Source organism: Terrabacter sp. GCM10028922 (assembly GCF_042666095.1).
Classification (GTDB): Bacteria; Actinomycetota; Actinomycetes; order Actinomycetales; family Dermatophilaceae; genus Terrabacter.
In genome coordinates, this window is record NZ_JBHTFG010000023.1 from 307,644 (window position 1) to 333,284 (window position 25,641).

The 25,641-nt window shown below is 72.9% G+C and carries 26 protein-coding genes and 1 pseudogene; 12 read left to right on the forward strand and 15 right to left on the reverse strand.

The window, feature by feature from the left end; genetic code table 11:
• Positions 1-25: 25 nt before the first annotated feature.
• Both ACFQU3_RS18255 and ACFQU3_RS18260 read left to right on the forward strand, forming a co-directional pair.
• Positions 26-1,039 carry an LLM class flavin-dependent oxidoreductase gene (locus ACFQU3_RS18255; RefSeq protein WP_385912355.1) on the forward strand — a complete coding sequence of 338 codons (1,014 nt, stop codon included), beginning with the start codon at positions 26-28 and terminating at the stop codon, positions 1,037-1,039.
• 50 nt (positions 1,040-1,089) lie between these two features.
• Entirely contained in the window at positions 1,090-1,524 is a 435-nt protein-coding gene (locus ACFQU3_RS18260; RefSeq protein ID WP_385912357.1) for an OsmC family protein, read from the forward strand.
• A gap of 6 nt (positions 1,525-1,530) precedes the next feature.
• On the opposite strand, the gene ACFQU3_RS18265 is transcribed toward ACFQU3_RS18260, so the two are convergent.
• The 3 genes from ACFQU3_RS18265 to ACFQU3_RS18275 all read right to left on the reverse strand — a co-directional run bounded on the left by ACFQU3_RS18265 (position 1,531) and on the right by ACFQU3_RS18275 (position 5,004).
• Positions 1,531-3,081, reverse strand: a complete 1,551-nt coding sequence (locus ACFQU3_RS18265) for a peptidoglycan-binding protein (protein ID WP_385912359.1) — start codon at positions 3,079-3,081, stop codon at positions 1,531-1,533.
• 127 nt (positions 3,082-3,208) lie between these two features.
• Entirely contained in the window at positions 3,209-3,913 is a 705-nt protein-coding gene (locus tag ACFQU3_RS18270) for a TetR/AcrR family transcriptional regulator (protein ID WP_385912361.1), read from the reverse strand.
• 80 nt (positions 3,914-3,993) lie between these two features.
• Complete coding sequence (locus tag ACFQU3_RS18275; protein ID WP_385912363.1) at positions 3,994-5,004, reverse strand: L-lactate dehydrogenase; 1,011 nt, start codon at positions 5,002-5,004, stop codon at positions 3,994-3,996.
• Positions 5,005-5,100: 96 nt separating this feature from the next.
• Here ACFQU3_RS18275 and ACFQU3_RS18280 point away from each other — a divergent pair, with 96 nt between their 5' ends.
• Positions 5,101-5,874: an NAD-dependent deacetylase gene (locus ACFQU3_RS18280; protein WP_385912365.1), complete on the forward strand. Its 774-nt coding sequence runs from the start codon at positions 5,101-5,103 to the stop codon at positions 5,872-5,874.
• Here the strand turns inward: ACFQU3_RS18280 and ACFQU3_RS18285 are convergent.
• The 4 genes and pseudogenes from ACFQU3_RS18285 to ACFQU3_RS18300 form a co-directional block, all read right to left on the reverse strand.
• On the reverse strand, positions 5,871-6,329 hold the full coding sequence (locus ACFQU3_RS18285) for a MarR family winged helix-turn-helix transcriptional regulator (RefSeq protein WP_385912367.1): 459 nt from the start codon (positions 6,327-6,329) through the stop codon (positions 5,871-5,873). The genes ACFQU3_RS18280 and ACFQU3_RS18285 overlap by 4 nt on opposite strands.
• Entirely contained in the window at positions 6,326-6,751 is a 426-nt protein-coding gene (locus ACFQU3_RS18290) for an EVE domain-containing protein (RefSeq protein WP_385912369.1), read from the reverse strand. Before ACFQU3_RS18290 ends, ACFQU3_RS18285 begins: the two co-directional genes overlap by 4 nt.
• The gene (locus ACFQU3_RS18295; protein WP_385912371.1) at positions 6,748-7,209 is read right to left on the reverse strand and encodes an SRPBCC family protein; all 462 of its coding nucleotides are present in this window, start codon (positions 7,207-7,209) and stop codon (positions 6,748-6,750) included. The genes ACFQU3_RS18290 and ACFQU3_RS18295 overlap by 4 nt, the downstream gene beginning before the upstream one ends.
• 65 nt (positions 7,210-7,274) lie before the next feature.
• Positions 7,275-8,781: pseudogene (locus ACFQU3_RS18300) on the reverse strand (transaminase).
• A gap of 9 nt (positions 8,782-8,790) precedes the next feature.
• On the opposite strand from ACFQU3_RS18300, the gene ACFQU3_RS18305 reads away from it, so the two are divergent.
• A complete protein-coding gene (locus ACFQU3_RS18305) occupies positions 8,791-10,173 on the forward strand; it encodes an NAD(P)/FAD-dependent oxidoreductase (protein WP_385912373.1) in 1,383 nt (460 codons plus the stop codon).
• Between the two features lie 17 nt (positions 10,174-10,190).
• Here the strand turns inward: ACFQU3_RS18305 and ACFQU3_RS18310 are convergent, their stop codons facing one another.
• The 5 genes from ACFQU3_RS18310 to ACFQU3_RS18330 form a co-directional block, all read right to left on the reverse strand.
• Positions 10,191-11,003, reverse strand: a complete 813-nt coding sequence (locus ACFQU3_RS18310) for a 2-phosphosulfolactate phosphatase (RefSeq protein WP_385912375.1) — start codon at positions 11,001-11,003, stop codon at positions 10,191-10,193.
• A gap of 21 nt (positions 11,004-11,024) precedes the next feature.
• Positions 11,025-11,795, reverse strand: coding sequence for a CAP domain-containing protein (locus tag ACFQU3_RS18315; protein WP_385912377.1), 771 nt, complete (start codon positions 11,793-11,795; stop codon positions 11,025-11,027).
• A gap of 75 nt (positions 11,796-11,870) precedes the next feature.
• Positions 11,871-12,278, reverse strand: a complete 408-nt coding sequence (locus ACFQU3_RS18320) for an MmcQ/YjbR family DNA-binding protein (RefSeq protein ID WP_385912379.1) — start codon at positions 12,276-12,278, stop codon at positions 11,871-11,873.
• 21 nt (positions 12,279-12,299) lie between these two features.
• Positions 12,300-13,019, reverse strand: coding sequence for a DsbA family oxidoreductase (locus ACFQU3_RS18325; RefSeq protein WP_385912381.1), 720 nt, complete (start codon positions 13,017-13,019; stop codon positions 12,300-12,302).
• An 85-nt stretch (positions 13,020-13,104) separates the two neighbouring features.
• Positions 13,105-13,944, reverse strand: coding sequence for an alpha/beta hydrolase (locus ACFQU3_RS18330; RefSeq protein ID WP_385912383.1), 840 nt, complete (start codon positions 13,942-13,944; stop codon positions 13,105-13,107).
• 127 nt (positions 13,945-14,071) lie between these two features.
• On the opposite strand from ACFQU3_RS18330, the gene ACFQU3_RS18335 reads away from it, so the two are divergent.
• Positions 14,072-15,772 (forward strand): alpha/beta hydrolase, encoded by a 1,701-nt coding sequence (locus ACFQU3_RS18335; protein ID WP_385912385.1) that lies wholly within the window; start codon positions 14,072-14,074, stop codon positions 15,770-15,772.
• Between the two features lie 45 nt (positions 15,773-15,817).
• Here the strand turns inward: ACFQU3_RS18335 and ACFQU3_RS18340 are convergent, their stop codons facing one another.
• Positions 15,818-16,681 (reverse strand): DUF3626 domain-containing protein, encoded by an 864-nt coding sequence (locus tag ACFQU3_RS18340; protein WP_385912387.1) that lies wholly within the window; start codon positions 16,679-16,681, stop codon positions 15,818-15,820.
• A gap of 81 nt (positions 16,682-16,762) precedes the next feature.
• Here ACFQU3_RS18340 and ACFQU3_RS18345 point away from each other — a divergent pair, with 81 nt between their 5' ends.
• Both ACFQU3_RS18345 and ACFQU3_RS18350 read left to right on the forward strand, forming a co-directional pair.
• Positions 16,763-17,842, forward strand: a complete 1,080-nt coding sequence (locus ACFQU3_RS18345) for a tetratricopeptide repeat protein (protein ID WP_385912389.1) — start codon at positions 16,763-16,765, stop codon at positions 17,840-17,842.
• Between the two features lie 18 nt (positions 17,843-17,860).
• On the forward strand, positions 17,861-19,132 hold the full coding sequence (locus tag ACFQU3_RS18350) for an AAA family ATPase (RefSeq protein ID WP_385912391.1): 1,272 nt from the start codon (positions 17,861-17,863) through the stop codon (positions 19,130-19,132).
• 60 nt (positions 19,133-19,192) lie between these two features.
• On the opposite strand, the gene ACFQU3_RS18355 is transcribed toward ACFQU3_RS18350, so the two are convergent.
• Positions 19,193-19,501 (reverse strand): zf-TFIIB domain-containing protein, encoded by a 309-nt coding sequence (locus ACFQU3_RS18355; RefSeq protein WP_385912393.1) that lies wholly within the window; start codon positions 19,499-19,501, stop codon positions 19,193-19,195.
• A gap of 10 nt (positions 19,502-19,511) precedes the next feature.
• Positions 19,512-20,411 carry a phosphotransferase family protein gene (locus ACFQU3_RS18360; RefSeq protein WP_385912395.1) on the reverse strand — a complete coding sequence of 300 codons (900 nt, stop codon included), beginning with the start codon at positions 20,409-20,411 and terminating at the stop codon, positions 19,512-19,514.
• A gap of 63 nt (positions 20,412-20,474) precedes the next feature.
• Between ACFQU3_RS18360 and ACFQU3_RS18365 the strand changes: the two genes are divergently transcribed.
• From ACFQU3_RS18365 to ACFQU3_RS18385, 5 genes are all read left to right on the forward strand, one after another.
• A complete protein-coding gene (locus tag ACFQU3_RS18365; RefSeq protein ID WP_385912397.1) occupies positions 20,475-21,215 on the forward strand; it encodes a dienelactone hydrolase family protein in 741 nt (246 codons plus the stop codon).
• A 65-nt stretch (positions 21,216-21,280) separates the two neighbouring features.
• Positions 21,281-22,969, forward strand: coding sequence for an alkaline phosphatase D family protein (locus ACFQU3_RS18370; RefSeq protein ID WP_385912399.1), 1,689 nt, complete (start codon positions 21,281-21,283; stop codon positions 22,967-22,969).
• Complete coding sequence (locus tag ACFQU3_RS18375; protein ID WP_385912401.1) at positions 22,966-23,802, forward strand: hypothetical protein; 837 nt, start codon at positions 22,966-22,968, stop codon at positions 23,800-23,802. The genes ACFQU3_RS18370 and ACFQU3_RS18375 overlap by 4 nt, the downstream gene beginning before the upstream one ends.
• Positions 23,803-23,821: 19 nt before the next feature.
• The gene (locus ACFQU3_RS18380; RefSeq protein ID WP_385912403.1) at positions 23,822-24,235 is read left to right on the forward strand and encodes a PPOX class F420-dependent oxidoreductase; all 414 of its coding nucleotides are present in this window, start codon (positions 23,822-23,824) and stop codon (positions 24,233-24,235) included.
• A gap of 236 nt (positions 24,236-24,471) precedes the next feature.
• On the forward strand, positions 24,472-25,641 hold the full coding sequence (locus tag ACFQU3_RS18385; protein ID WP_385912405.1) for a trypsin-like serine peptidase: 1,170 nt from the start codon (positions 24,472-24,474) through the stop codon (positions 25,639-25,641).

A 25,641-nucleotide genomic window follows, 5' to 3' on the forward strand; every position in this document is an offset into this window, starting at 1 on the left:
ACCCATGGGGTCGGTTGGCACCCACGTGAACGTCGCCCCCAGAGCCCAGCTGAACATCCTCGATCTCGTGCCCGTCGTCGACGGCGGCAGCGCGACCGACGCGATCTCCTCGACCGTCGACATCGCGAAGCACGCGGAGAAGTGGGGCTACGGCCGCTACTGGATGGCCGAGCACCACAACATGCGCGGCGTGGCGTCGAGCTCGACGGCGGTGCTCATCGGCCACGTCGCGGACCACACCGAGACCATCCGCGTCGGGGCGGGCGGCATCATGCTGCCGAACCACGCGCCCTACGTCGTCGCGGAGCAGTTCGGCACCCTGGCGACGATCCACCCCGGCCGCATCGACCTCGGTCTCGGGCGCGCCCCCGGCACCGATCCGTTCACGACTCGTGCGCTGCGCCGCAACGAGGCGGCCGCGGCGAACTTCGCCGGCGAGGTCGAGGAGCTCATCGGCTACCTCGGCGACCCCCACCCCGACGCGAAGGTGCGCGCCATCCCGGGCGAGGGCACGCACGTGCCGATCTGGATCCTCGGCTCGAGCCACGGCGGCGCCCAGGTTGCGGCCGCGCTCGGGCTGCCGTACTCCTTCGCGTCACACTTCGCGCCCGCCGCGCTGATGAGCGCCCTCGAGGTCTACCGGAGCCGCTTCACGCCGTCGACAGAACCGGGCGGCCTCGACGCCCCGCGCACCATGGCCGGCGTCAACGTCATGGTCGCCGACACGACGGGCGAGGCCGAGCGCCTCTTCACGAGCGTTCTCCAGCGCTTCCACGGCATCGTCACCGGGCGGCGTACGGCGCTGCCGCGACCCGAGGGCGACATCGCGGACCTCATGGCGCAGTGGTCGCCGGCCGAACGCCAGGCGGTCTCCGACATGACCCGCGTCTCGCTCGTCGGCACGCCCGACGAGGTGGGCCAGGGCCTCACCGGGTTCGTCGAGGCGACGGGCGTCGACGAGGTCATCGTCACCTGCGGCGCCCACGACCACGAGGCGAGGCTGCGCTCCTACGAGCTGCTCGCCGACGCCTGGTCCTGACTCCCGACCTGACCCGACCCGCCACCACCGACTCTGGAAGGCTGCACCCCATGAGCACCGACGCGTCCGACCTGCGCCAGATCACCCTGACCCGTGACAGCCAGGGCCGCTACACGGCCCGCAACCGCCGCGGCGGCTCCATCTCGGTCAGCTCCGGCACCGACGAGCTGTCGCCCGTCGAGCTGCTCCTCGCCGGCATCGCGGCGTGCACGGCTGTCGACGTCGACACCGTGACGACGCGTCGCGCAGAGCCCGACAGCTTCGAGGTGGTCGTGACCGCCGACAAGGTCAAGGACGAGCACGGCAACCACCTCCAGGACATCAACGTCAGCTTCCGGGTGCGCTTCCCGGACGGCGAGGGCGGCGACGCCGCACGCGAGATGCTGCCCAAGCTCGTCAAGCGCTCGCACGACGAGTGGTGCACCGTCAGCCGCACCGTCGAGCTCGGCACGAAGGTCACCGCGACGGTCGAGCAGGACGTCTAGCCACGCTCAGTGGTAGACGACGACCTTGTCGCCGAGGCGGACCTTGAAGTACAGGGACTTCACCTGCTCGTAGTCGGCGATGTTGACGCACCCGTGGCTCGCGGTCGTGTAGCCGAGCCGCGCGAAGTTCGACGAGTAGTGCACGGCCTGTCCGCCGGAGAAGAACATCGAGTAGGGCATCGGCGTGAAGTAGAGGTTCGAGACGACGTACTCGTACTTCTTGAACACCGAGAAGGTGCCTTCACGCGTCTCGAGCCCCGGCATGCCGAAGCGGGCCCACATGACCATGAGCGGCGTGCCGTCGACGACCCAGGTCAAGGTGCGGGTGGCCTTGTCGACGCACATGACTCGGCCCGTGCGGCAGCGTGAGTCGAGCGAGCCGATGGTCGGCATGTACGGTCGGAGCCCGGCGTAGTACCGGTGCTTGTCGAACGTGCCGGGCGTGTAGGTGAGGGCGCGCAGACGCGTCCACGTGCGCTGGTCCACGGTGCCGGACTGCGGAAGGTTGTACGTGCGCTGGAAGGCGAGCACCTTCTGGCCGAGCGTCCAGCCGTAGACGCCGGAGTAGGCGTACGGCCAGAGCCCCTTGGCCCCGAGGCGGCGCTGGAGCTCGCGCACGTTGGCGACCGGTGCCGTCTTGGCGAGGACGACCGGCGTCGCTGTCAGGGCGACGAGACGGTTCCAGGTGCGCTGGTCGAGCACGGCGGACTGTGGGAGGTTCTGGTCGCGCTGGAAGGCGAGCACCTTCTGGCCGAGCGTCCACCCGTAGACGCCGGAGATGGCGTACGTCCAGTACGTGGCCTTGACGAGGCGCAGCCGCACCTGGAGGTCCTTGACGGCCCAGCCGGACGCGCCCTCCCTGAGCCGGGTCGTCGTCGCGGTGAGCGCGACGAGCCGGTTCCAGGTGCGCTGGTCGACGATGCCGGACTGGGGCAGGTTCTGGTCGCGCTGGAAGGTCAGCACGCGCTGGCCGAGCGTCCACCCGTAGACGCCGGAGATGGCGTACGTCCAGTACGTGGCCTTGACGAGGCGCAGCCGCACCTGGAGGTCCTTGACGGCCCAGCCCGACGTGCCGGCGGCGATGACGAGGGCGGAGGCCGTCTGCTTCGTCAGGAGCGAACGCGCGGTGTCCGTCAGCTGGCTGCCATCGCCGGGCAGGCCGTTGGCGGAGAGGAACCCGGCGAGGGCCGAGGCGACGCCTGAGTCGTAGACGCCGTCGATCGTGCCCGACGGGCGACCGAGCACGGCGAGGCGCGCCTGGAGGTCCTTGACCGCCCAGCCCGTGTCACCGGCGCGCAGGACGACGGGGCTGCTCGGCGGAGTCGTCGTGATGGGCGTCGACGTGGTCGGGGAGGTCGTCGTGGTCGGAGAGGACGTGTCGGACGCGGCGGCCGTGGACGTGTCGGCGCCGTAGGAGCTGGTGGTGGTCGTGGGGGTCGGTGTGCCCGTTGCGTCGTCGGCTCGCGCGGCCGGTGCCGTCGCGACGAGTGCGGCGACCGTCAACACCGTGGCGACCGCCTTGACGGTGCGCTTCGTGTCCCTGCCGATGGTGCTCATCGTGTCCCCTGCTGTCCTGACCGCATGGCGCGGCTTCGAGTCGGCGCGGTCGCGCGCTTCATTGTGGCAGGCGCCGGCCCATCGGGCATGCGTCACCTCCAAGACGCGCTCCCGCCCGAAAAGGTTGTCAGCCCGTGACAGATCCGTCGGAGAGCCCGAGCCCGAGGTCGACCATCGTCACGAGCCGCGGGGCGAGCTCGTCCACGGCGCCGGGCGGCAGGTCGCGCAGGGGTCCGTCGAGGGCCAGCATGGCCATGCCGTGGACGGCGGACCACGCGAGCAGCTCGGCGCCGGGTCGCTGCTCCGCCGCCATGACGCCGGCGTCGACCATCGCGTCGAGCGCGTCGGAGAGCAGCTGGAACGGCGTGCGGCCGCTCGACCCGGCCGCGTCGGGGGACGCAGCCCGGCTGAGGTCGACCGGCACCGCGAACGCTGCCCGGAAGAGCCCAGGCTCGTCCATCGCGAAACGCAGGTAGCCGACGCCGACTGCGCGGAACCGGGCCCGCGCCAGAGGTCCGGGGTCGAGGTCGTCGGGGACGGCATCCATCGTGGCGCTGATGACGTCGGCTGCTCGCGCCTGCGCCCGTGAGACGACCTCGCCGAGCAGGGCGTCGCGGTCGGCGAAGTGGCGGTACGCCGCGTTTGCGGAGACGCCGACGCGACGGGTGGCCTCGCGCAGCACGACCTTGTCGGGGCCGCCCTCACGCGCGAGGTCGGTGCCGGCGTCGAGCAGGGCGCGCCTCAGGTCACCGTGGTGGTAGGTGGTCCGCGGGGGTGGCGGGGCGTCGCGGTCTGGCGCCGGGGCGGCGTCAGAGGCGGCGGACGAGCTCACAGGCCCATCATGCTCCGGTCCGCGCCGCCCGGGCTCGCTCGGCTGCCGCGTGGGACGGCCGCGCCACGCCGGCCGCGACCTCAGAAACCGAACCGTCTCGCCGTCGAGCGCACCGCCTCGGCGGACGCCCGCAGGCCCGCCAGCTCGTCGTCGGTCATCGGCACCTCGACCCGGTCGCCCACCCCGCCGGCATGGACGATCGCCGGCACGGACAGGCAGACGTCGCTGATGCCGAGGTAGTCCTCGAGGAGCGAGGAGACCGGCAGGATGCGGCGCTCGTCGTTGAGCACTGCCTCGATGATGCGGGTCGCCGCGAGCCCGATCGCGTAGTTCGTCGCACCCTTGCCCTCGATGACGCGGTAGGCCGACTGCACGACGTCGGTGGCGATGCGCGCACGCGTCTGCGCGTCGAGCGCGGTGGCACCGCCCGGCGAGCGCCACTCGAGCACCGGCACCGAACCGATGGTCGCGGACGACCACAGCGGCAGCTCCGAGTCGCCGTGCTCACCGACGACGTACGCGTGCACGCTCTGGGCCGCGACGCCGGTGTGCTCGGCGAGCAGGAAGCGCAGCCGCGACGAGTCGAGGACGGTGCCCGAGCCGAAGAGCCGCTCGGGCGGCAGCCCGGAGACCTGGAGCGCGGCATACGTCACGACGTCGACCGGGTTGGTCACCATGACGTGGACGGCGTCCGGCGCGACCTCGACGAGGCGCGGCAGGATCGAGCGGACGATGCCGATCGTCGTCTCGGCCAGGTCGAGCCGCGACTGGCCGGGCTTCTGCTTCGCACCGGCCGTGAAGACGACGACGTCGGAGTCGGCGAGCACCGCGATGTCGTCGGAGCCGTCGACGCGGGCCATCGGCACGAACTGGATGCCGTGGCTGAGGTCGAGCGCCTCGGCGCGCACCTTGGCGGCGTTGACGTCGAAGAGGGCGACGGTCTGGGCGACGCCACGCATGAGCGCGGCAAACGCGAGGGTGGCCCCCACGGCGCCAGCCCCGACGATCCCGACCTTCGTCCGCCGCCGTGGACCGGCCTGGCCTGTGGCGGCCGGTCGCGGTGTGTCCCCTGTGTCGTCGCTCTCGCTCACCGAGTCCTCCTGGCGTCCGATGGCTGTCGCGGCAAGGCTAGCCGCGCAGGTCCGGCGGGACCGGTCGGCTCGGCCCGCGTGTGCGAACCTGTCCGCATGGAGGTGCCCGGTCCCGTCCTCGACGCCGCGCGTTCCGCCCGCCGGGTCGTCGTCGTCACCGGCGCGGGCATGTCCGCGGAAAGTGGCGTGCCGACGTTCCGCGACGCGCAGACCGGGCTGTGGGCGCGGTATGCCGCGGAGGATCTCGCGACACCGGAGGCCTGGGAGCGCGACCCCGCTTTCGTGTGGGCGTGGTACCTCTCGCGCTTCGGGTCGCTTGCGGCGGTGGAGCCGAACGCCGGTCACCGGGCCGTCGCCACGTGGGCCGAAGTCGCCGGCGCCGAGTCGGTCGCCGTGGTGACCCAGAACGTCGACGACCTGCACGAGCGCGCCGGCAGCCCCGACGTCGTGCACCTGCACGGGTCGCTCGCCAGCTTCCGCTGCTCGCGGTGCGACACGGCATACGAGGGCCGCGTGGACGTGCCGGACGCAGGCGACGCGCAGCCTGAGCGCCTCGACCCACCGGTATGCGTGGAGTGCGGTGGGCTGGTGCGCCCCGGGGTCGTGTGGTTCGGTGAGCTGCTTCCGCTGGACGCGTGGGAACGGGCCGTCGCGGTGGTCGAGTCGGCCGACCTGGTCCTCGTCGTCGGCACGTCAGGCCTCGTCCACCCGGCCGCCGGCCTGCCCGTCATCGGACGGGGCGCCGGCGCGACGGTCGTCGAGGTCAACCCGCACGAGACCGACACCTCGGACGTCGCGCACCACCTGTGGCGTGCGACGGCGGCCGTCGCCCTCCCGGCCCTCGTGCAGGCGCTGGCCCCGACCGGCTAGGAGCCCTGGCCGGCCGAGAGCCGACGCAGGCCGGCCACGACGTGCGGCAGGTCGTCGCCGGCAGCGCGGAAGAAGGCGGCGTCGCAGGCCTCGACGGCGACCACGGCACGGTTCGCGGCGTCGACTCCGGAAGGCGTGACCACGAGGTCGCGGGCCCGTGCATCGGCGGGGTGCGGGCGTCGCTCGACCAGGCCCTTGGCCTCGAGTGCCCTCAGCACCTGCGAGGTCATCATGACGTCGGTCTGGGCATGAGCCGCGAGCTCGCGCTGGGTCACCGGCTCGTCGCGGCCGTGTCGCAGCCACGTCAGCGAGGCGAGCAGGACGAACTGCGTGTGCGTCAGGTCGTGGGGTGCCAGCGCCTCGCGCACAGCGGCCTGCCACCGGTTGCCGACGCGCCAGAGCAGCAGGCCGGGGCTGTCGTCGGCGTCGGCGAAGCGCGTCTCCAGGCGGGTCATGCAGACCGCGCGGCAGAGCCGGTCATGGCCTGAGCGATGAGGTGGAAGTCCGCCTCGTCGAGGGGCAGGAGCCCGCGGCGGAGCGCGTGTCCCCAGTTCGGAGCCCGGGTCAGGACGAGACGCTCCTGGAGGGTGGCGATCGGCACCGGGTGCCCCGGCGCCCATTCGGCGCGGCGCCGGTACGGCCGGAAGTCGCCCTCGTCGGCCTGCCAGATCTCGTCGTCGGACACTCGGCCGATCGCCGTGAACCTCCTCGACGGCACCGACCCGCCGAGCTGCTCCTTGGGTGAGTAGTAGACGAGACCGTCGCCGGCGGCCATCCGGGCGAGGCCGGGACGGCGGCCGTGGTGCACCTGCGCGATCCCGAGCTCGACCCCGAGCCGCACGTGCTCGGCCGAGACCACGCCGAGCCAGTACCTCACCGGTCCGCCGTCCGGGTCGCGCCGGTCGGAGCCGTCGGAGCCGCGGTGAGGAGCCTGACGAGCTCCTCAAGGTCCTTCTCGATGCCCTCGCGGGTCGCGGCCGGGCCGAGGATGCGTGTCCACGCCGCGGCGAGCGGGCCCTCGATCGTCACCGTCACGGTGACCCGGGACCCGGCAGCGGCGGGCTCGGCGGCGTGCCTGAACGTGAGACGGGCGCCGATGAGGTGCGTCGTGTCGGCGAAGGTGCGCCCCTCCTCGAGCTCGGTCACGGTGAAGCGGGAGCGCGGCCCGCCCTTCGGCTTGAGGTGTCCCCGGGCGCCCACCTCGAGCGGCTGCTCGAGCCGCACCCAGGCGAGGTCATGGCTCCACTCGGGGTGCGTGTCCGGGTCGGCCCACCGGGCCCACAGCCGCGAGGGCTCGACGGGGACGTCCGTGGTCAGGTGCGCGAGAGTGCTCATGACCCAAAGATAAGCGCGCTTACTAGTCTGTCAAGCGCGACGCCGCGGCGGCAACTCCCCAGCGGTTACGCCGGCCGGTCGAAGAGCTCCCGGAGGCAGGCCCCGAACATCGCCGTGTGGGCGTCCACGTCGGCAGCGGTCGTGGCCGGGCTCATGAGCGCCATGTTGTGGAACGGCGTGAGCAGGATGCCGCGGTTGAGGGCGTAGAGGTGGAGGTACTGCTGCAGCTCGAAGTCGTCGGCGTCGTGCGCCTGCCGGCCGTCGTGCGACGGCGTGGGCGAGAAGGTGTACTCCGCCCGGGCGCCGAGCCGCGTCACGTGCCAGTCGGCCCCGACCGCCTCGATGCCGGCCTGCACGCCGTCGGCCCAGGCGTCGGCGAGCGGCACCATGTGCGCGAACGCCTCGTCGGTCATCACCTGCTCTAGCGTCGCCTTCATCGCCGCCGTCGACAGGCCGTTGCCGGCGAGCGTGCCGCCGATGCCACCGACGTCGACGTCCTCCAGCTCGACGGTGCGGGCGATGCGGTCGGCGATGTCCTGGCTGAAGCCGAAGGTCCCGCAGGGGATGCCGCCACCGATGGACTTGCCGATGACGAGCAGGTCGGGCGAGAGGCCGTGGGCGCCGGTGTAGCCGCCCGGCCCGGCGCAGATGGTGTGCGTCTCGTCGTTGACGAGCAGCGCGCCGTAGCGGGTGGCGAGCTCGCGGACGCCCTCGTTGTATCCCGGGTCTGGCAGGACGATGCCGATGTTCGTCAGGGCGGGCTCGACGAGGACCGCCGCGACGTCGCCGTGGGCGAGCGCCCGTTCGAGGGCCTCGAGGTCGTTGAACTCGACGACGCGGGGTCGTCTCCGACGGGTCGACCGGGCCGCCGATGGTGCTCGGGCGGTCGACGGTCGTGCCATCGGGGCCGAGCGTCGCGAACGCCTCGTCGACGGACCCGTGGTAGCACCAGTTGTGCACCACGACCTTGCGCCGGCCGGTGAGGTGGCGGGCGTAGCGGATCGCGTGGCGGTTCGCGTCGGTGGCCGTCAGGGTGAACTGCCAGAAGGGCAGCCCGAACCGCTCGGCCAGCCCGGTCGAGACGGCGATCGCGTCCTCGGTGGGCAGCATCGTCGTGATGCCTCGGGAGAGCTGGCGGATGACGGCCTCGACGGTCGGGGCCGGCGAGTGCCCCATCATCGCGCCCGTGTCGCCGAGACACAGGTCGACGTGGTCGATGCCGTCGACGCACGTGAAGTGCGCGCCCTCGGCGCGCTCGACGAAGACCGGGAAGTCGCCGGGCCACTTGACCATCCAGCTCATCGGCACGCCGCCCGGCATGTGCGCGGCGGCCCGTTCGGCCAAGGCGCGCGACCGTGGCCTCGCCTGCGTGAAGGCGGCGCGCTCGCGCTCGTGCAGCTCGGCGAGACGGGCGCGGTCGAGGTGGCTCATGGCCGCATCATGCCGTGCGCGACGCACTGGCGGAAGAGGCCGCGCACACGTCCAGAGGCTACGGAATCCGAAGCGTTGGAAGGCGATTCCAGCGAAAGAGGCGACCTCCCGGGACCTTGCGCATAGCGCCGGAGGTGGCATGATCCCGCCATGCCCATGAGCGGTTACCGCGGCCTCAGCCTCTGGCACGACACGATCGACGACATCACCCCGCGGCCGTCGCTCGACACCGACCTCGACGTCGACGTCGCGGTGGTCGGTGCCGGCTACACAGGGCTCTGGACGGCGTACCACCTCATCGCGGCCGATCCGACGATCCGGGTGGCCGTCATCGAGAAGGAGGTCGCGGGGTTCGGCGCGTCGGGCCGCAACGGCGGCTGGTGCTCGGCCCTCTTCCCCACCTCGCTGACGCGGATGGCCGCCGAGCGGGGCCGAGACGCCGCGGTGCGGATGCAGCACCGGCTCCACGACACGGTGGCCGAGATCGGCCGGATCACCGCCGCGGAGGGCATCGACTGCCACTTCGACCAGGGCGGCTACCTCTCGGTCGCCCGGAACCCGGCCCAGCTCGAGCGGCTTCGCGAGGAGGTCGCCGACTACCACGCGTGGGGGTTCGGCGAGGACGACCACCGGCTGCTCGACGCGGCCGAGGTGACCGAGATGGCGGCGGTGAGCCAGGCTCTCGGGGGCTCGTGGACGCCGCACTGCGCGGCGATCCACCCTGCCCGGCTCGTCCGCGGACTCGCCGACGCCGTCGAGCGCCGCGGTGTCGTCATCCACGAGCGGACGCAGGCCGTCGACGTGCGCAGCCGCCGCGTCGTGACCCCGCACGGGACGGTCCGCGCCGAGCACGTCGTCCTCGCGACCGAGGGGTACACGCCGACCGTCAGGGGCCGCCGCCGAGCCATCGCGCCGGTCTACTCGCTCATGACCGCCACGGAGCCGCTGCCCGACGACGTGTGGGCGAGGATCGGGCTCGAGAAGCGCACCACCTTCGCCGACAACCGGCACCTGACGATCTACGGGCAGCGCACACGTGACGGCCGGATCGCCTTCGGCGGCAGAGGGGCTCCCTACCACTACGCCTCCAAGGTGTCGCCGCTCTACGACCGCGACGAGCGCGTGCACGCCAGCCTGCGCCGCATCCTCGTCGAGATGTTCCCGGTCCTGGCCGACGTCACGTTCACGCACGCGTGGGGCGGCAACCTCGGCGTCCCGCGCGACTGGTTCCCGTCGGTGCGCCACGACCGCCACACGGGACTGGCGTTCGCGGGCGGCTACGTCGGTGACGGGGTGGCGACGTCGGCGCTCGCCGGTCGCACGCTCGCCGCGATGATCAGCGGCGACGACCCCGACGCCCTCGCGTCGCTGCCCTGGGCGGGGCGCACCTCGCGCGACTGGGAGCCCGAGCCGCTGCGCTGGATCGGCGTCAACGCGGTCACGGCGCTCATGACGTCGGCCGACTGGTCCGAGCGGCGCACCGGACGCCCCTCGCGTGCGGCCTCCGTCTTCTGGACTGCCTTGGGGCAGTAGGCGGCTCAGCCGGGGGCTCAGCGGCGGGACGCCGCGTACGCACCGTCGCGGAGCACGGGCACGACCTCCGACGTGTCGAGCTCCGCGGCGACCGCGACGTCGTCGGGCCAGCCCTGCTCGACCAGCTCCCGGCCGCTGGAGCAGTCGTCCAGGGCCTCCGCCACGCGGTCCTCCACGGCGAGCCAGGCCGTGCCGGCGGCCTCGGCCTCGGGACTGAGCAGGAGGGGTCCGGCCCGGTGCTCGAGCCGCGACGCGAGGGCGGCGACGACCGCGCCGGCTCCCCAGAGGTCCTCGACGGCGGGACGAAGTGACCCGTCGGGCCAGCGCTCCCCGGCGGGCACGACGACGACGGCCGGCTGTCCCGTCGTGCCGCGCGTGGACTGGAGCCAGTCGACGACCCACGCGGCCACGGCGGAGCGGTTGCGCAGCGAGGCGGCCACGACCTGCGCGCCCGTCCCTGCGAGGAGCGCGCTGATGGTCGACCCGTTGGGCGAGGGCAGCACGAGGTCGGTGAGCCCCGGCGTCGCCCGGATGGAGGCCGGTGACAGGCTCACCCCGCCGTCGGCGCGCGACGCCGACCTCGGCAGCGCAAGGGTGGCGCCGCGCTCGTGCGCGAAGGCTCGCGCCGAGTCGTCGCGCCACCGGTACGGGTGGACCGTCACGCCGGCATCCACGGCGACGGAGACGCACGTCGTGAAGCTGAGGACGTCGACGACGACTGCACACACCGGCGAGCCCGCGCCGACGGCATACGTCGTCAGGGCCTCGGCCGCGACAGGCCCCCAGTCCAGGCGGACGACGTGCCGGTCCTGCGAGTGCCACGGCTGCATGACGCGCACCCTACGCGCCGCTCAGCCGCCCAACGTCAGGGTCCAGTACGTGCCGTAGGTGCCGCCCGTCGCGTAGCCGACGCCGACGTCACGGTAGGTGCAGCCGAGGAGGTTCGCGCGGTGGCTCGCGCTGCCCATCCAGCTCGCGATGACGGCCTTCGCCGTCGTCTGCCCGGCGGCGATGTTCTCCGCGATGGCGTCGCCCGCATAGCCGGCGGCGCGGATGCGGTCGGCGAACGTCGTGCCGTCGGGGCTCGTGTGCGAGAAGTAGTCCCGCGCGGCCATGTCGGAGCTGTGCCGCTGGGCCGCTCGCGCGAGTGCCGGGACGGCCGACACGGGCCCGCACCCGGCGCGGGCCCGTTCGACGTTGACGAGGGCGACGACCTGCTGGCTGACGCCGCCGCGGGGTGGGGCGGCCGGCTTGGCGGGCGTCGGGGTCGGCGAGGCCGACGGCGTACGCGTGGGGTCCGACGGCGCGGTGACCGTGGCCCGGGGCGAACGGCTCGTCGGGGCCGGTGGTGTCGTGATCGCGGCAGACATCGTCGTCGTGGGAAATGTCGTCGGTGGTGTCGTGGCAGACGTCGTGGGGGTGCGGCCCGGCTCGGTGACGTCGCCGCCGTGGGTCGTCGTTGGAGTCACCGACGGGGTCGGCGGCCGGGTCGGGCCGATACGGAGGTCACCGGCGGACCGCAGGATCGCGATGCCGCCCGCGAGGAGGAGGACCGACACGATCAGCGTCACGACCGTGGCGCGCCGCGACCCGATGACCGCGGGGTCGGTGTGCCGTCCCATGTGCGCCTTTCGTCGACTCGGCGAGCGGTACCTTACGCGTCCGCCGCGCCCGGGTGGACGACGGGCGGCTGTGCGCTAGCGCGCGTCGAGCTCACGGACGAGCCGCACGGGAGCCGTGCGGCGGTACGACGCGTCGACGAGCTCGGTGACCTCGGCCCAGTCCACCGCGTCGGGCGGGCCGCAGGCCCGCAGGTCGAGCCCGACCCAGCCCGAGGGGCCCAGGTACGCGGGCTCGAAGAACCGGTCGTCGCCGAGCAGCGCCGGGCGGTCGTCGGCGTCCGGCAGGACGAGCACCGACTGGCCGTGGGGCTCGGGGTCGTGGTCACCCTTGACGGTGCCGCCGTACGTCACGAAGACCTTCGTCGTGAAGAACGTCGGACGACCGTGCGACACCTTCTCGTCGGCACCGGGCATGCGGAGACAGATCTCGCGCACCCGCGTGAGGTAGGGGTCGGAGGCGTCGAACATCATCGGGTGGGCCATGTCCACCACGGTAGGCGCGGCTCAGGCGCTGCAGACGCCTCCGCAGCCGCCGGCCCCGCACCCACCGCCGCAGCCGCCCCCGACGGTGACCGGCTCTGGCACGTCGTGCCGGGTCGACCACGCGGTCTCGAGGGCCTGGGCGAAGACCTCGACGGGCTGGGCCCCGGAGACACCGTACTTGCGGTCGAAGACGAAGAAGGGCACCGACTCGATGCGGAGCATCCTGGCCGTCGCCTCGTCGCTGCGCACGTGGTTGCCGTAGTCGTCGGAGTCGAGCATCTCGCGCACGGCGCCCGCGTCGAGCCCGATCTCGGTGGCGAGCCGCACGAGGACCTCACGGTCGCCGACCGCCAGGCCCTCGGTGAAGTAGGCACGCATGAGGCGCTCGTGGGCCGCGTCGGCGAGGCCGTGCTCGGCCGCGAGGTGCACGACCCGGTGGGCGTCGAAGGTGTTGCCGTACCGGGCCTGCTCCCAGTTGAACTCCAGCCCCAGCTCGGCGGCGGACTGCGACATCGAGCGGTGCTGGGTGACCGCCTGCTCCGTGGTCGTGCCGTACCTGCGCGCGACGAGGTCCACGAGCGGGAGGTCCGAGACGGCCTCGGCGCCGCGGTCCAGCTCGAAGCTGTGCCACGTCACCTCGACCTCGTCGGCGTACTCGAACTGCGCGACCGCGGCCTCGAGGCGGCGCTTGCCGATGTAGCAGAACGGGCACACGATATCGGACCAGATGTCGATCTTCACGGTCGTGCAACCTACCCCGGCCGACCCCTCTTCCCCGCATCGAGCGAGGCGTCCGTCACGTCGCCGACAAGCGGGCGTATGCCGCTCAGCCGGCGCGGGCGACCCGGCGCAGGATCGCTGCGGCCGACTCGGCATCGCGGGTCTCGGGCAGCCAGTGGCCCGCGTCGAGCTCGACGAACTCGTAGTCGCCCCTCACGTGCTCACGAGTCAGCTCGGCTGCCGTGCGGCCGAGGAAGGGGTCGCGCGAGCCCCAGACGTACGTCGTCGGCACCTGCACGCGGTGGGCCCCGACGTCGGAGTGCCGGGCGGCGCGGTACCAGTTGATCGGCCCGGCGAGCGCGTCCGCGTGGGCCAGCTTGGCGGCATACCTGCTGCGGTCGTCCGGCGGCAGGCCGCAGCGAGCCATGAGCCGGTCGTAGCCGGCGGCCATGGCCCGCTCGGGGAGGCGGGGCACCTGCAGGGCTGCCATGTACCAGGACTTCAGCCGCTGCTCGTTGCCTCGGCGCCAGGCCCGCGACATCGCGGCCGGGTGGGGCGTCGAGAGCACGGTGAGCGAGGCGATGCGCGTGGGGTGGTTGCCGGCGACGAGCCAGGCGAGAGCACCGCCCCAGTCGTGGCCGACGAGGTGGACCTGCTCACGTCCTGACGCGTCCACGAGGGCCAGGACGTCGGCGACGAGCTCGTCGAGGCGGTACGCGTCGCGGTCCTCGGGGCGGGCCGCGGGGGAGTAGCCACGCTGGTCGGGGGCGAGGGTGCGAAGGCCCACCGCGTGGAGGCGGGAGGCGACGCGGTCCCAGCTCGTGCGGTCGGTCGGGAAGCCGTGCAGCAGGACGACGACGTCGCCGCCGATCGGGCCGGCGTCGGTCACGTCGAACCGGAGCCCGTCGCGGCTGAAGGTCGTGATCCGTTCGTCGAGGTTGCGCACCTACCCATCCTGCCCTGCCCATCCTGTCCTGCTCATCCTGCCCGGCCCGGCCGGCGCCGCACTCAGGGCCATCCCGTAGGGGCAAAACCCGAGGCGGCCGGTCACCGCCGCGACCTACTGTTGCGGCATGCCCGATGTGTCAGCCCCGCGCGCGCGGCGCGACGCCGACCGGCGGTGGTGGCACCTCTCGCGCACGGGACTGTTCTTCGGCGCGGCGTACTTCCTCACGTCGATCGCGCCGAGCCTGCTGCCGCGCACCTGGTACTACCAGGGCATGATCAGCGGCCTCTGCGCCGTGGGCGGCTACGGGCTCGGGGTGCTCATCGCCTGGGTCGTGCGCACCATCGCCCGGCTCATCGACCTGCGTGTCACCGTCAGCGGCGAGGCCCGGCACTGGCTGCTCGTCGCCGCGCCGGTCTTCGGCGCCGTCGCGGTCCTCGGCCTCACCGTCGCCAACGTCCGGGCCCAGGCCCGCACGGCGGCCTTCGTCCGGCTCACCCCGCTCGACCCGGTCGACTGGGCGATGGCGCTCGCAGTCGCCACCCTCATCGCCGTCCTCTTCCTCGCCGTCGCCCGGGGCCTGCGCAGCGCCACGCACCAGCTCGCCGAGGCCGCCGGACACGTGCTGCCCAAGACCATCGCATCCCTCATCGCCGTCGTCGTCGTGGCGCTCGCCACCGCGTGGATCACCGACAGCGTCCTCTTCCACCGGGGCATGCAGGCGTTCGCAGGCGTCGCGGCACAGGTGAACACGACCCCGTCCGGTCGCGCCGCGCCCACGTCGCCGCTGCGCTCGGGAGGGCCCGGGTCGCTCGAGTCCTACGGCAGCCTCGGGTTCCAGGGCCAGATGTTCGTCACGAGCGCCCCGACCCCGGACGAGATCATGGCGGCGACGGGCCGTGGCGCGATCGAGCCGATCCGGGTCTACGCGGGACGCACGTCCGACCGCACCGTCGCCGACGTGGCCGACGCCGTCATCGCCGAGCTCCAGCGCACCAGGGCGTTCGACCGCCGCGTCCTCGCGGTCTTCACGACGACCGGCACCGGCTGGGTCGACGACTGGTCCGCCCAGTCCATCGAGTACCTCGCCAACGGCGACACCGCCATCGCCGCGATGCAGTACTCCTACCTGCCCAGTGCCATGTCGATGATGACCGACCGCGAGACCCCTCGCGAGGCCGGCAAGGCGCTCTTCGACAAGGTGTATGCCGTGTGGCGCGCGATGCCGGAGGACGACCGCCCGCAGCTCGTCGTCGGCGGAGAGTCGCTCGGTTCGTACGGCGGCCACGCGGCCTTCACCGACGCCGCCGACATGATCGCGAAGGCGGGCGGTGGCGTCTGGGTCGGCACCCCGAGCTTCACCGACATCGCGGCCACGCTGACGGCGCAGCGCAACGAGGGCTCTCCGGAGATCGTCCCGGTGGTCGACGACGGCATCCACGTCCGGTTCGCCGCGAGCGGTGACCAGCTGGCCCACGACTACTACGGGCGCGACTACGGCGCCTGGGCGTTCCCACGCTTCGTCTACGCCCAGCACCCGTCCGACCCCGTGGTCTGGTGGAACCCTGCGCTGCTCGGCGCCGAGCCTGACTGGCTGCGCGAGCCGAGGGGCCGTGACGTCAACCCCGACGTCACGTGGATCCCGTTCGTCACCTTCTGGCAGCTGACCACCGACATGGCCGTGGGCCACGACCCGCCCGACGGCTACGGCCACCGCTACGGGCCCGAGCTGGTGCCGGCCTGGGGCTCGGTCCTGGGCGGCTCGCCGACCGACGACTACTCGAGGATCGTGGCGGGCATCGAGGGGACCGTCAGCCGCGTCGAGTGAGGGTCAGCCCTCCGCGGTCGTCCCTCCGCGGTCGTCCCTCAGCGGTCATCCCTCCTCGGCCCGACCGAACCTCGCGACGTAGTGCCACACCCTCTTGAGCGCCTGCCCGTCGTACCGTCCCGCGCGTGACGCGGCGCCGAGAAGCTGTGGGGTGACGACGCCGTCGACGGCCAGGGACTCGCCGAGCGCGACGAACTGCGGCCCGCGGTAGTCCGCGTGGGCGCGGAGCACGTCGACGTCGAGCCGGTAGCCGGGGTGCCACTCGACCGGCACACCGAGACGGACGGCGTCGGCCTCGACGTCGGTGCCGCGGTAACCCGGGTCGAGAACCACCGCCTCGACGTCTCGGGCCAGCCTGACGATGCCGTGCACGTGGGCCTCGACGTAGTCGTCGAGCAGGTCGTGACCTGCAGCGTCGGCGATCTCGGCGAGGGCGAACGCCGTGCTCACGCCGAAGTGCTCGGGCTCGAGCACGCTGTCCGGGAAGCAGAAGGTCGTCCGGTCGAGGACGTGCGGCGCGAGCCGGAGGTGGGCCGAGCCGAAGCGCGGCGCACCTCCGTACGGCCGGGCGTGCCGGTCGAGGGCGCCGTACTTCGGCCGCAGCGCCGGTTCGGCGTCGTCGTAGGCGCCGCCGAAGATCCGGCTCTCCCACCGCCACCGGTCACCGCCCGCATGCGCCGTCAGTCCGCCGTTGCTCGTGCCGGTCTCGAACTGGGACCGGTAGACGCCGTCGCGTGCCATGGCGGCGAGGATCGGCTCGTCGCGCACGAGCCGGTCGGGGTGGAAGTTCAGGGTGACCCGCAGCGAGGGGTCGAGCGGCGGGCCCGCCGAGAGGCCGCGGACGTGCTCGAGCGCCCGCCGGACGGCATACGGCTGCGCTTCGTCCTGCCTCTCGGCCCAGGGACCCACGGCGTCAGGGTGGCACACCGGTGCGCCGGGATCGCGAGGTTCGCACCCGCCGCGGTCGTCCGGCGCCTAGCATCAGCCAGCATGCTGGACGACAGCCTCCACGCCACGCTCGCGCGCGCCGACCTGCTCACCGACACCGCGCGCCACGCCGAGGCGCTCGAGGTCGTGCGCCCTGTCCTCGGCAGCCATCCGGACGACCCGCGGGTTCACCTCATGGCAGCTGTGTGCCACCTCGGTCTCGACGGCGGCGGACGGGCCGCCCTGGCACATGCGCAGCACGCGGCCCGGCTCGAACCGGCGTCGGAGCACGCCTACCGGATCCAGGCGCTCGCGTACCTCAAGCTCGAGCAACCCCGTGAGGCCGCCATGGTCGCCGAGCGAGCCGTCGAGCTCGAGCCCGGGCTGTGGCTCGCACACTACGTGCTGGGACATGCGGCCCTCGGTGACCGCTACTCGACACACGTCGCCGAGCGAGCCGCCGCGGAGGCCCTGCGCCTGGCGCCGCACGAGCCCTCCGCGCACCTGCTGGTGGCGCGCACCCGGCTCGACCACGGGGCGCGCCCCACCAAGGAGGACCGCGCAGTCGCCGAACGCCATGTGCGCGAGGCGCTGCGCCTCGACCCGCAGAGCGCGGAGGCGGTGCACGAGCTGGCACGCATCCAGCTCAAGGGGAGCAACCCGACCAAAGCCCTGAGCGGCTTCCTCGGGGCGCTCCGCCTCGACCCCCAGAGCCGCGAGTCGACGTACGGCCTCTCCCAGGCCGTCATCGCGTGGGTCTGGCGCGCCCACCTCGTGCTGTGGGCGGTGTGCGTCTTCGTTGTCCGGCCCAGCGCCAAGAACGCCCTGACGAGCGGTGCGGACGGGTCGCGCACGTTCTCCCTGAGCGTGTCGCTGCTCGCCCTGGGCCTGTGCATCTGGGTGCTGGTCCGTCTGGTCCGGGCCTCGGGCGGCCGCTTCCGCGCGGTGGTCCGGGCGACGTGGCGCGGCGACCCGCTCGGCGCCGTGTGGGCTGCGCTCCTCGCGCCGGTGGCGGTGGCCTGCGTCGTGGCGTCGGTCCTCCCGCCGGCACCGGCGCAAGCGATCATGGCCGGTGCCATGATCGCTCTCATCGTCGGCGTGCTGCTCTCGTGGCTGCGCTTCTGGCCCGGTCGTCGATCCTGAACCCCGAGGAGTCCTTCAGTGTCCGAAGACCCGCTGATCGCCAGCCTGAGCGCCGCCGTCGAAGCTGCGCCGGGCGACGTCACGCTCCGGCTCCACCTCGCCGAGCTGCTCGTCGACCGCGGCCACGGTGGTGAGGCGGTGCAGCACTGCGCCGTCGCGCTGTCGCACGACCCGGGCAGCTCGGTCGCTCGGGGGCTCATGCAACGCGCCCTCTCAGGAACCTCAGAGCCTGGGTCGACGCCTCCCGCGCCCGCCGAGGAGCGAGCACCCGCGGCGCCATCGCCACCCACCCCTTCGAAGGGCGGATACGACTGGGGTCAGGCCGAGGCGGAGCTCGGCGACGCCGTTCCACCGATGTTCGTGGGCGCCGGCCAGGAGGGCGGCGAGGGGACCGCGCAGCCCGACGCGTCGGCGTGGGACGCCGAGTCCACGACGGTCACGCTTGCCGACGTCGGGGGCATGACCCACGTCAAGGAGCGCCTCGAGGCCGCCTTCCTCGCCCCGATGCGCAATCCCGAGCTGCGCCGGCTCTACGGCAAGAGCCTGCGCGGCGGCCTGCTGCTCTACGGCCCACCCGGCTGCGGCAAGACGTTCCTCGCGCGAGCGGTCGCCGGCGAGCTCGGCGCCAAGTTCATCTCCGTGGGCCTCGCGGACGTCCTCGACATGTGGATCGGCCAGAGCGAGCGCAACATCAAGGAGCTGTTCGACTTCGCCCGGCGCGAGGCGCCGGTCGTGCTCTTCCTCGACGAGATCGACGCCCTCGGGCAGAAGCGCAGCAGCACCCGCAACACCGCGATGCGCACGGCCGTCAACCAGCTGCTCACCGAGCTCGACGGCGTCGACGGCGGCAACGAGGGGGTGTTCGTCCTCGCGGCGACGAACCAGCCGTGGGACGTCGACCCCGCGCTGCGCCGCCCCGGGCGCCTCGACCGGACGTTGCTCGTGCTGCCCCCAGACCAGGCGGCCCGTGAGTCGATCCTGCGCTACCACCTGCGCCAGCGTCCGATCGAGGCGATCGACGTCGCCTCCATCGCGCGCCGGACGGAGGGCTGGTCCGGCGCCGACCTCGCCCACGCGTGCGAGACCGCGGCTGAGCGGGCCCTGCTGGACGGGGTCCGGAGCGGCACCGTCCGGCTCATCGGCATGGCAGACCTCGAGGCCGCGGTCACTGAGATCCGGCCCTCGACGGGGCCGTGGCTGCAGAGCGCGCGCAACGTCGTCGAGTACGGCGCCGAGGACGACCTCTACTCCGAGCTGCGCGACTACCTCAAGAAGCGGCGGATCCGCTGACGCGCACCCGCCGACGGACCTCGTCGGCGGGCGTGCGTCGGCTGGCAGCTCGTCCGGCGGTCAGCTGGAGAAGAACAGGCCCGCCATCCCCTTCTTGCGGTAGTGCTTGCCGCCACGGTTGCCCCAGGCCGGGCCGCCGTACTGCTGGGGCGGCGGCTGCGCGGCGAAGCGGCTCTCGAGCTGGCTCAGGTGCTCGAACTCGCCGAAGTCGAGGAAGATGCCGCGGCACTGGTCGCACTGCTCGATGTGGACACCGTTGCGGTCGTAGGTGCGCATCGTGCCCCGGCACTTCGGGCAGACGAAGCCCTGGGGCTGGTAGGCGGCACCGGTCGAGTCCTGCTGCGGGAAGGGAGGCGGTTGCTGGCTCATGACCCCATCCTCACATCCGGGAGCAGGCCTCCAACAGGGCGTCGGCTGGGTCCCCGCTGTGAGCCGGCTGGACCCTGAGGGCCCGAACGGTCGCGACGAAGACCGCACAGCGGGCCGGCAGGTCGAGGTGTGCCCACGGGTCGCCCTGTGCCGGGACGGCCGGACCGCCCGCCTCGCGGTACGCCTCCAGAAACGTCTCCCATGCCGCGTCGTCGAGCACTCCCGCGGCCCAGAACCCCGCCGGCCGGGACAGGTCCCAGGCCGGGCCCCCGACGCCGAGGTCGTCGACGTCGAGCAGCCGCAGGCCCTCCGGCGTGTGGGCCAGCTGCCCGAGGTGCCAGTCGCCGTGGACGACGGTGGGACGCGGACGTTCGGTCGTCACATCCGCCAGCAGTCGACCTCCGAGGTCGACCAGGTCCGGGCGGGCAGGGTGGTCGAGCGCGCGCACCCGACGCAGGGCGCGCTCGACGCGTGCTGGACCGCCTTGGGCAGGAAGAGCTTTCGTCAGCGTGCCGTCGGGCTCGGCGCCGTGCAGAGCGGCGAGCAGATGGCCGGCCTCCGCCCACGGGTGGTTGTCGGCGCCCTCGACGAGCACCTCGACCCGGGGCCAGACCGAGGCGAGCCGGCCATCCGGCGCGAGGAGCGGCTCGCGCTGCATCGGTTGAACCCACAGCGGCGCGAGACCGGGCACGGTCACGGCGCGGAGGCGCGCGGCCAGCGCAGCGGCATCCGTCCTCGGGTGGTGCAGCTTGACGACGACGTCGCCGGCGAGCGCGAGCTCGGCCCCGGACGGCATCGAGCGGCGGACGAGCGCCATCTCGGGCGAGAGACCGGCCCGAGCAGGCGCACCGCCGGGCGCCGCGGCGTCGACGAGCGCGGTCAGCCACGCGGCGAGGCGGTCGTCGGTCACGGCCAGATTGTCCCCCGGACCCCTGTGAGCACGCTGCCAGCCGAAAGGGGGTAGGACTGGGGGATGGGCACGATGATCGACCTCCCCGACCACGACCTCACCGCCTACCGGGCCGAGCCGAGCGGGCCGCCGCGCGGGGCGGTCGTCGTCATCCAGGAGATCTGGGGCCTGGCCGACCACATCAAGGACGTCGCCGACCGTGTGGCTGCGCATGGCTACCTCGCCGTCGCGCCTGACCTGCTCGGCCACGTCGGGCTCACGCCCGAGGTGGGCGCCGAGATCTTCGCGCTCATGCACAGCGCCGACGAGGGGGAACGCCTCGCCGCCCAGCCGCGCATGCGTGCGGCGACGACACCCGCACGGCAGCCGGGGTTCGCGGCCTGGGCGGTGCCAGCCCTGTCCGGCGTCGTCGACGCCGTCGTCGACGAGCCCGGCATCGACGGGCGCGTCGCCGTCATGGGCTTCTGCTTCGGCGGAACGTACGCGTTCGCCCTCGCGGCGGGCGACCCTCGCGTGGGCGGGGCCGTCCCCTTCTACGGACACTTCCCGGAGCACGCAGACCCGGCGACCATCACCTGCCCGGTCCTCGCCTTCTACGGCGAGGACGACCGCGGCATCACCGACGGAGTGCCCGACCTCGAGGCGCGGATGGCATCCGCCGGCGTGGACTTCACCGCGAGGGTCTACCACGGCGTCGGCCACGCCTTCTTCAACGACACCGCGCCCTCGAGGTACAACGCCGACGTGGCCGCGGACGCGTGGGAGCGGACCCTCGCCTTCCTCGACGCGCACCTGGGCCGGTGACGGTGCACAGGCGTTCCACGGCGCTTTCGTCCCCCACACGTGCCCGCGTGCAGTAATCCTGAGCCATGACTCGAACCGCATCACCGAGCCCACTCGTCCTCGGCCCGATGCTGCGCTACGTCGGCGAGACGGAGGCGACGGTGTGGGTCGAGACGTCCGGCCCGGCGGCCGTCACCGTCGAGGCCGACGGGCGCGACTGGCGCGCCCCGACGTTCTCGGTCAAGGACCACCACTACGCCCTCGTCGTCGTCGACGGGCTCGAGCCCGGCGGCGAGTGGGAGTATGCCGTCCGGGTCGGGGACGAGCGCGTGTGGCCGGAGCCCGAGAGCACGTTCCCGCCGCCGCGAATTCGCACCATCGACCGCACGCAGCCGACCCGGTTGCTCTTCGGTTCCTGCCGCACGACCGTCCCGCACGACCGCGAGGGCAACCGCACCCACGGGGTCGACGCCCTGCGCACCCTGGCGCTGGCGCTGGGCCGGGGCGAGGAGGCGTGGCCCGACCTGATCGCCTTCCTCGGCGACCAGGTCTACGCCGACGAGACCTCCGAGGCGATGCGGGAGTTCATCGCGTCGCGCCGATCCCTCGACGAGGCCCCGGGGGAGGAGATCAAGGACTACGAGGAGTACGCGCACCTGTACTGGCTCGCCTGGCACGACGAGGCGAACCGCTGGCTGCTCTCGACCGTGCCGAGCTGCATGATCTTCGACGACCACGACATCCGTGACGACTGGAACACCTCGTGGGGATGGCACCAGGAGATCAACCGCACGCCCTGGTGGCACGAGCGGCTCATGGGCGGACTCGCGAGCTACTGGGTGTACCAGCACATCGGCAACCTCTCCCCGGGTCTGCTCGCCGAGGACGAGATCTTCGCGAAGGTCCTTGCAGCCACTGGCGACGAGCTCGACCTGACCCAGGCCGTCCTCGACCTGGCACGGCGTGTCGACCGGCACCCGGAGGTCTACCGGTGGAGCTTCCGACGCGACCTCGGCGACAGCCGCCTCGTCGTCGTCGACTCTCGTGCTGCCCGCGTCCTCGAGCCGGAGCGCCGCTCGATGCTCGACCCCGACGAGATGAGCTGGCTCGACGAGCAGCTGGCCGGTGACGTCGAGCACCTGCTCATCGGCACGTCCCTGCCGTTCCTGCTCCCGCCGGGTCTGCACGACCTCGAGGCGATCGACGAGGTGCTGGCGACGGGCGTCCACGGCCGACTCGTCGCGCACGGTGCCGAGAAGGTGCGCCGGACCGTCGACCTCGAGCACTGGGCCGCGTTCAACGGCGGGTTCGCCGAGGTCTTCGAGATGGTCATGGAGGTGGCCCGCGGAGAGCGCGGTGGGGCGCCGGCGAACGTCGTCTTCCTCTCCGGTGACGTGCACAACTCCTACGTCGCCGAGGTCGTCGAGGTCGTCGACGCCCGCCCGCACGTCGGCGCGAGGTCGCGTGTCCTGCAGGCCGTGTGCTCACCCATCCGCAACCCGATGCCGCGCGGGCTCCGCGTCATGATGTCGCTCTTCGCGAGAGGTCTCGTCCGGCCGATGTGTGCCATCGCCGGCCGATCGAAGCGCGTGCCCGACCCCGCCTACCCGTGGCGGGTCACCGACGGGCCGTGGTTCGACAACTGCCTCGCGGAGCTGACCGTCCAGGGACGCGACCTGGCGATCGTCTGGCGGGGCGGCGAGGTCCGCGACGGTGACGACGCCCACCCGGTGCTGACGACCGTCGCCAGCGTGCGCCTCCCCGCGGGCGCGTGAGCGTGCACGAGGTCGAGCGCCGGATCGCCATCGCGCGCAAGGCGGTCCGGGCGTACGCCGCCAACGACCGGGTCGTCGCCGCTCTCGTCGGCGGGTCGGTGGGCCGGGGCTGGGCCGACGCCCACTCCGACATCGAGCTCGACGTGTACTGGGCCGGTGCGCCCACGGTCGCCGAGCGGGAGGCGGCCGTCGAGGGCGCCGGGTTCAGCCGCGTCTACGCCGAGGAGGACGACAACGAGTGGGCCGACGGGCTGCTCGTCGATGGGGTCAAGATCGACGTCAGCGGCTTCGTCGCGGCCACGATCGACGGGTACCTCGACCGCGTGCTCGAGGGCGACACGGAGGCGGAGCTGCAGGTGCGCGTCACGGCCCTGCGCGACGGCATACCGCTGCACGGCCACGACGTCATCGGCGACTGGCGGTCCCGGTGCGACGACTACCCCGAGTCGCTCGCGGTCGCGATGGTGCTCTCGGGCCTCGACCTGCGCTCGCGGGAGCGGCTCGAGATGCTCGCGGCGCGCGACGACGTGCTCCTGCTCCACCGTGACCTCGTCGACGACGTCCAGGGCGTGCTCGACGCGCTCTTCGGCATCAACCGCGTGTGGATGCCGCACCCGTTCCACAAGTGGCTCGACCGCGAGGAGAGGCTGCTGCCCCGTCGACCCGACCGGCTCGCCGAACGCATCCGGTCGCTGCTCGTCGCGCCACCGCACGAGGCGGTGGCGACACTCGTCGGCCTCGTCGAGGAGACGTACGAGCTCGCCCGGACGTACGTGCCCGAAGCCGACGTGGCGCCCCTGCGTGCGGCCTTCGAGCTGCGCCGCGTCGTCTGACCGGGCCTACGCTCGGCGGGTGACCACGATTCCGGAGGCGCTGCGCGCTCTCGTCGACAGCGGGCCGCTCGCCCACGTCTCCACCGTCAACGCCGACGGGAGCCCGCAGGTGACCGTCGTCTGGGTCGGTCGCGAGGGTGACCGGCTCTACACCGGCCACCTCCACGAGACGGTCAAGGTGCGCAACATGCGCCGCGACCCGCGTGCCGTCATCTCGGTCGAGGCGCCGCGCGTGCCGGGGCGCTTCCTCGACGAGTACGCCGTCCTGCGCGTCCGCGCCACGGTGACCGAGGGAGGTGCCTGGGAGGCGCTCGACGGGCTCGCCAAGACGTATGTCGGGAGCGATGTCACCTTCCCGGCCCCGCGCACCGACGGCGGATTCGTCGTCTGGTACGACATCGAGCGCATCGGCGGCACCGGCCCCTGGGCCTGACCGGCCGCCATCGAGCCCGGTCAGGCGCGACGCAGCCGGCTGGCGAGTCCCGACGGGACGTCGGGCCGCCCGCGAGGCCAAATCGTCAGCTCCCGCGCAGCAGCACCCTCCGGCCGTATGCCGTGTCGACGAGACGCGTGGTGACGTATTTCCCCGACGCCGAAGGCCTCTGGAGAACATACTGATGGTCAGGCCGTGTCCAGCGCGGCCGCGCGGTCACGCATCGGAGGTGCGTCATGTCCGCTGGGTCGGTCGGGTCGATGTACGAGCGCTTGCTGAAGGGGTCGGGGGGCGGTGTCGCTCTCGAGTCCACGGGCAGCCTGTCGGCGCCGGTCGTGGACCCCGACCTGCAGGTGGGGCGGCTCATGGACGACGTCGGCTACCTCGAGGACCGGCTCGGCGAGCACGCCGACCCGGAGGCCCTGCGACGGCTGACCGAGGGTGCACGACACGGCCTGCGCGAGGTCGTCGACCGCGGGGACGGGGCGCAGCTGGGCCGGGACGAGCTGGCCGGGCTCGAGGCGGTCGTCCACAGCGACGGGTCCCGTCCGGTCCTCTTCGTCGAGGACGACTTCGTCGACCTGCTGGCACCGGCGGCCCGGGACTACGCGGCGACGCTCGCACGCGTGGAGTCCGAGGTCCGCACCGCGTGCCAGGCGGCCGGTCGCGTGGACGACCCTGGCGCCACCCTGGGCTACCAAGGAACCGCCTGGGCCGTCGGTGATGGTCTGGTTGTCACGAACTACCATGTGCTGCAAGCGATCTCGCTGCACCCCGCTCGATCCGGCGGCACCTTCACGGGCGACCTGAAGCCCGGCGTGACGGTCGACTTCGGCGCCGAGATCGGTGACGAGCCGGGCGGCCGGCGGTTCCCGGTTCGTCGGGTCGTGGCGGTCGGCCCAGCAGGGGACCCCGGCCTTGCGCATCCCTCGCTGCGTGGCGTCAACTTCGACGGCCTGGACCTCGCGGTCCTCGAGCTCGAGGAGGTTGCGGGCCAGTCGTTCCCCACTCCCGTCGAGGTGGCCCGGGGAGACGACCCCCACACCCGGGGAGCGCTCGCCTCGCGCGGCCGGCTGGTCTACGTCGTCGGGTTCCCGGGCGGCTCCCGCTCGACCACCCCCGACATCTTCGCCGCCCTCTTCGCGGGGGTCAAAGGCGTCAAGCGGCTGACGCCCGGCCTGCTGACGTACGGACGGGGCGACGTGGCCGACGACGGGCGGCGGTGGGTCATCGGCCACGACGCGAGCACCCTCGGGGGCAGCTCCGGCTCGATGGTGGTCGACCTCGAGGCCGGGGGACGGCTCGTCCTCGGGATCCACTTCGCCGGCGACCCGGGCCGGGTCAACTGGGCACACTCCCTCGAGGGTGCGACCCAGCAGCTGGCCGACGCCGTGCCCGGCTGGTGA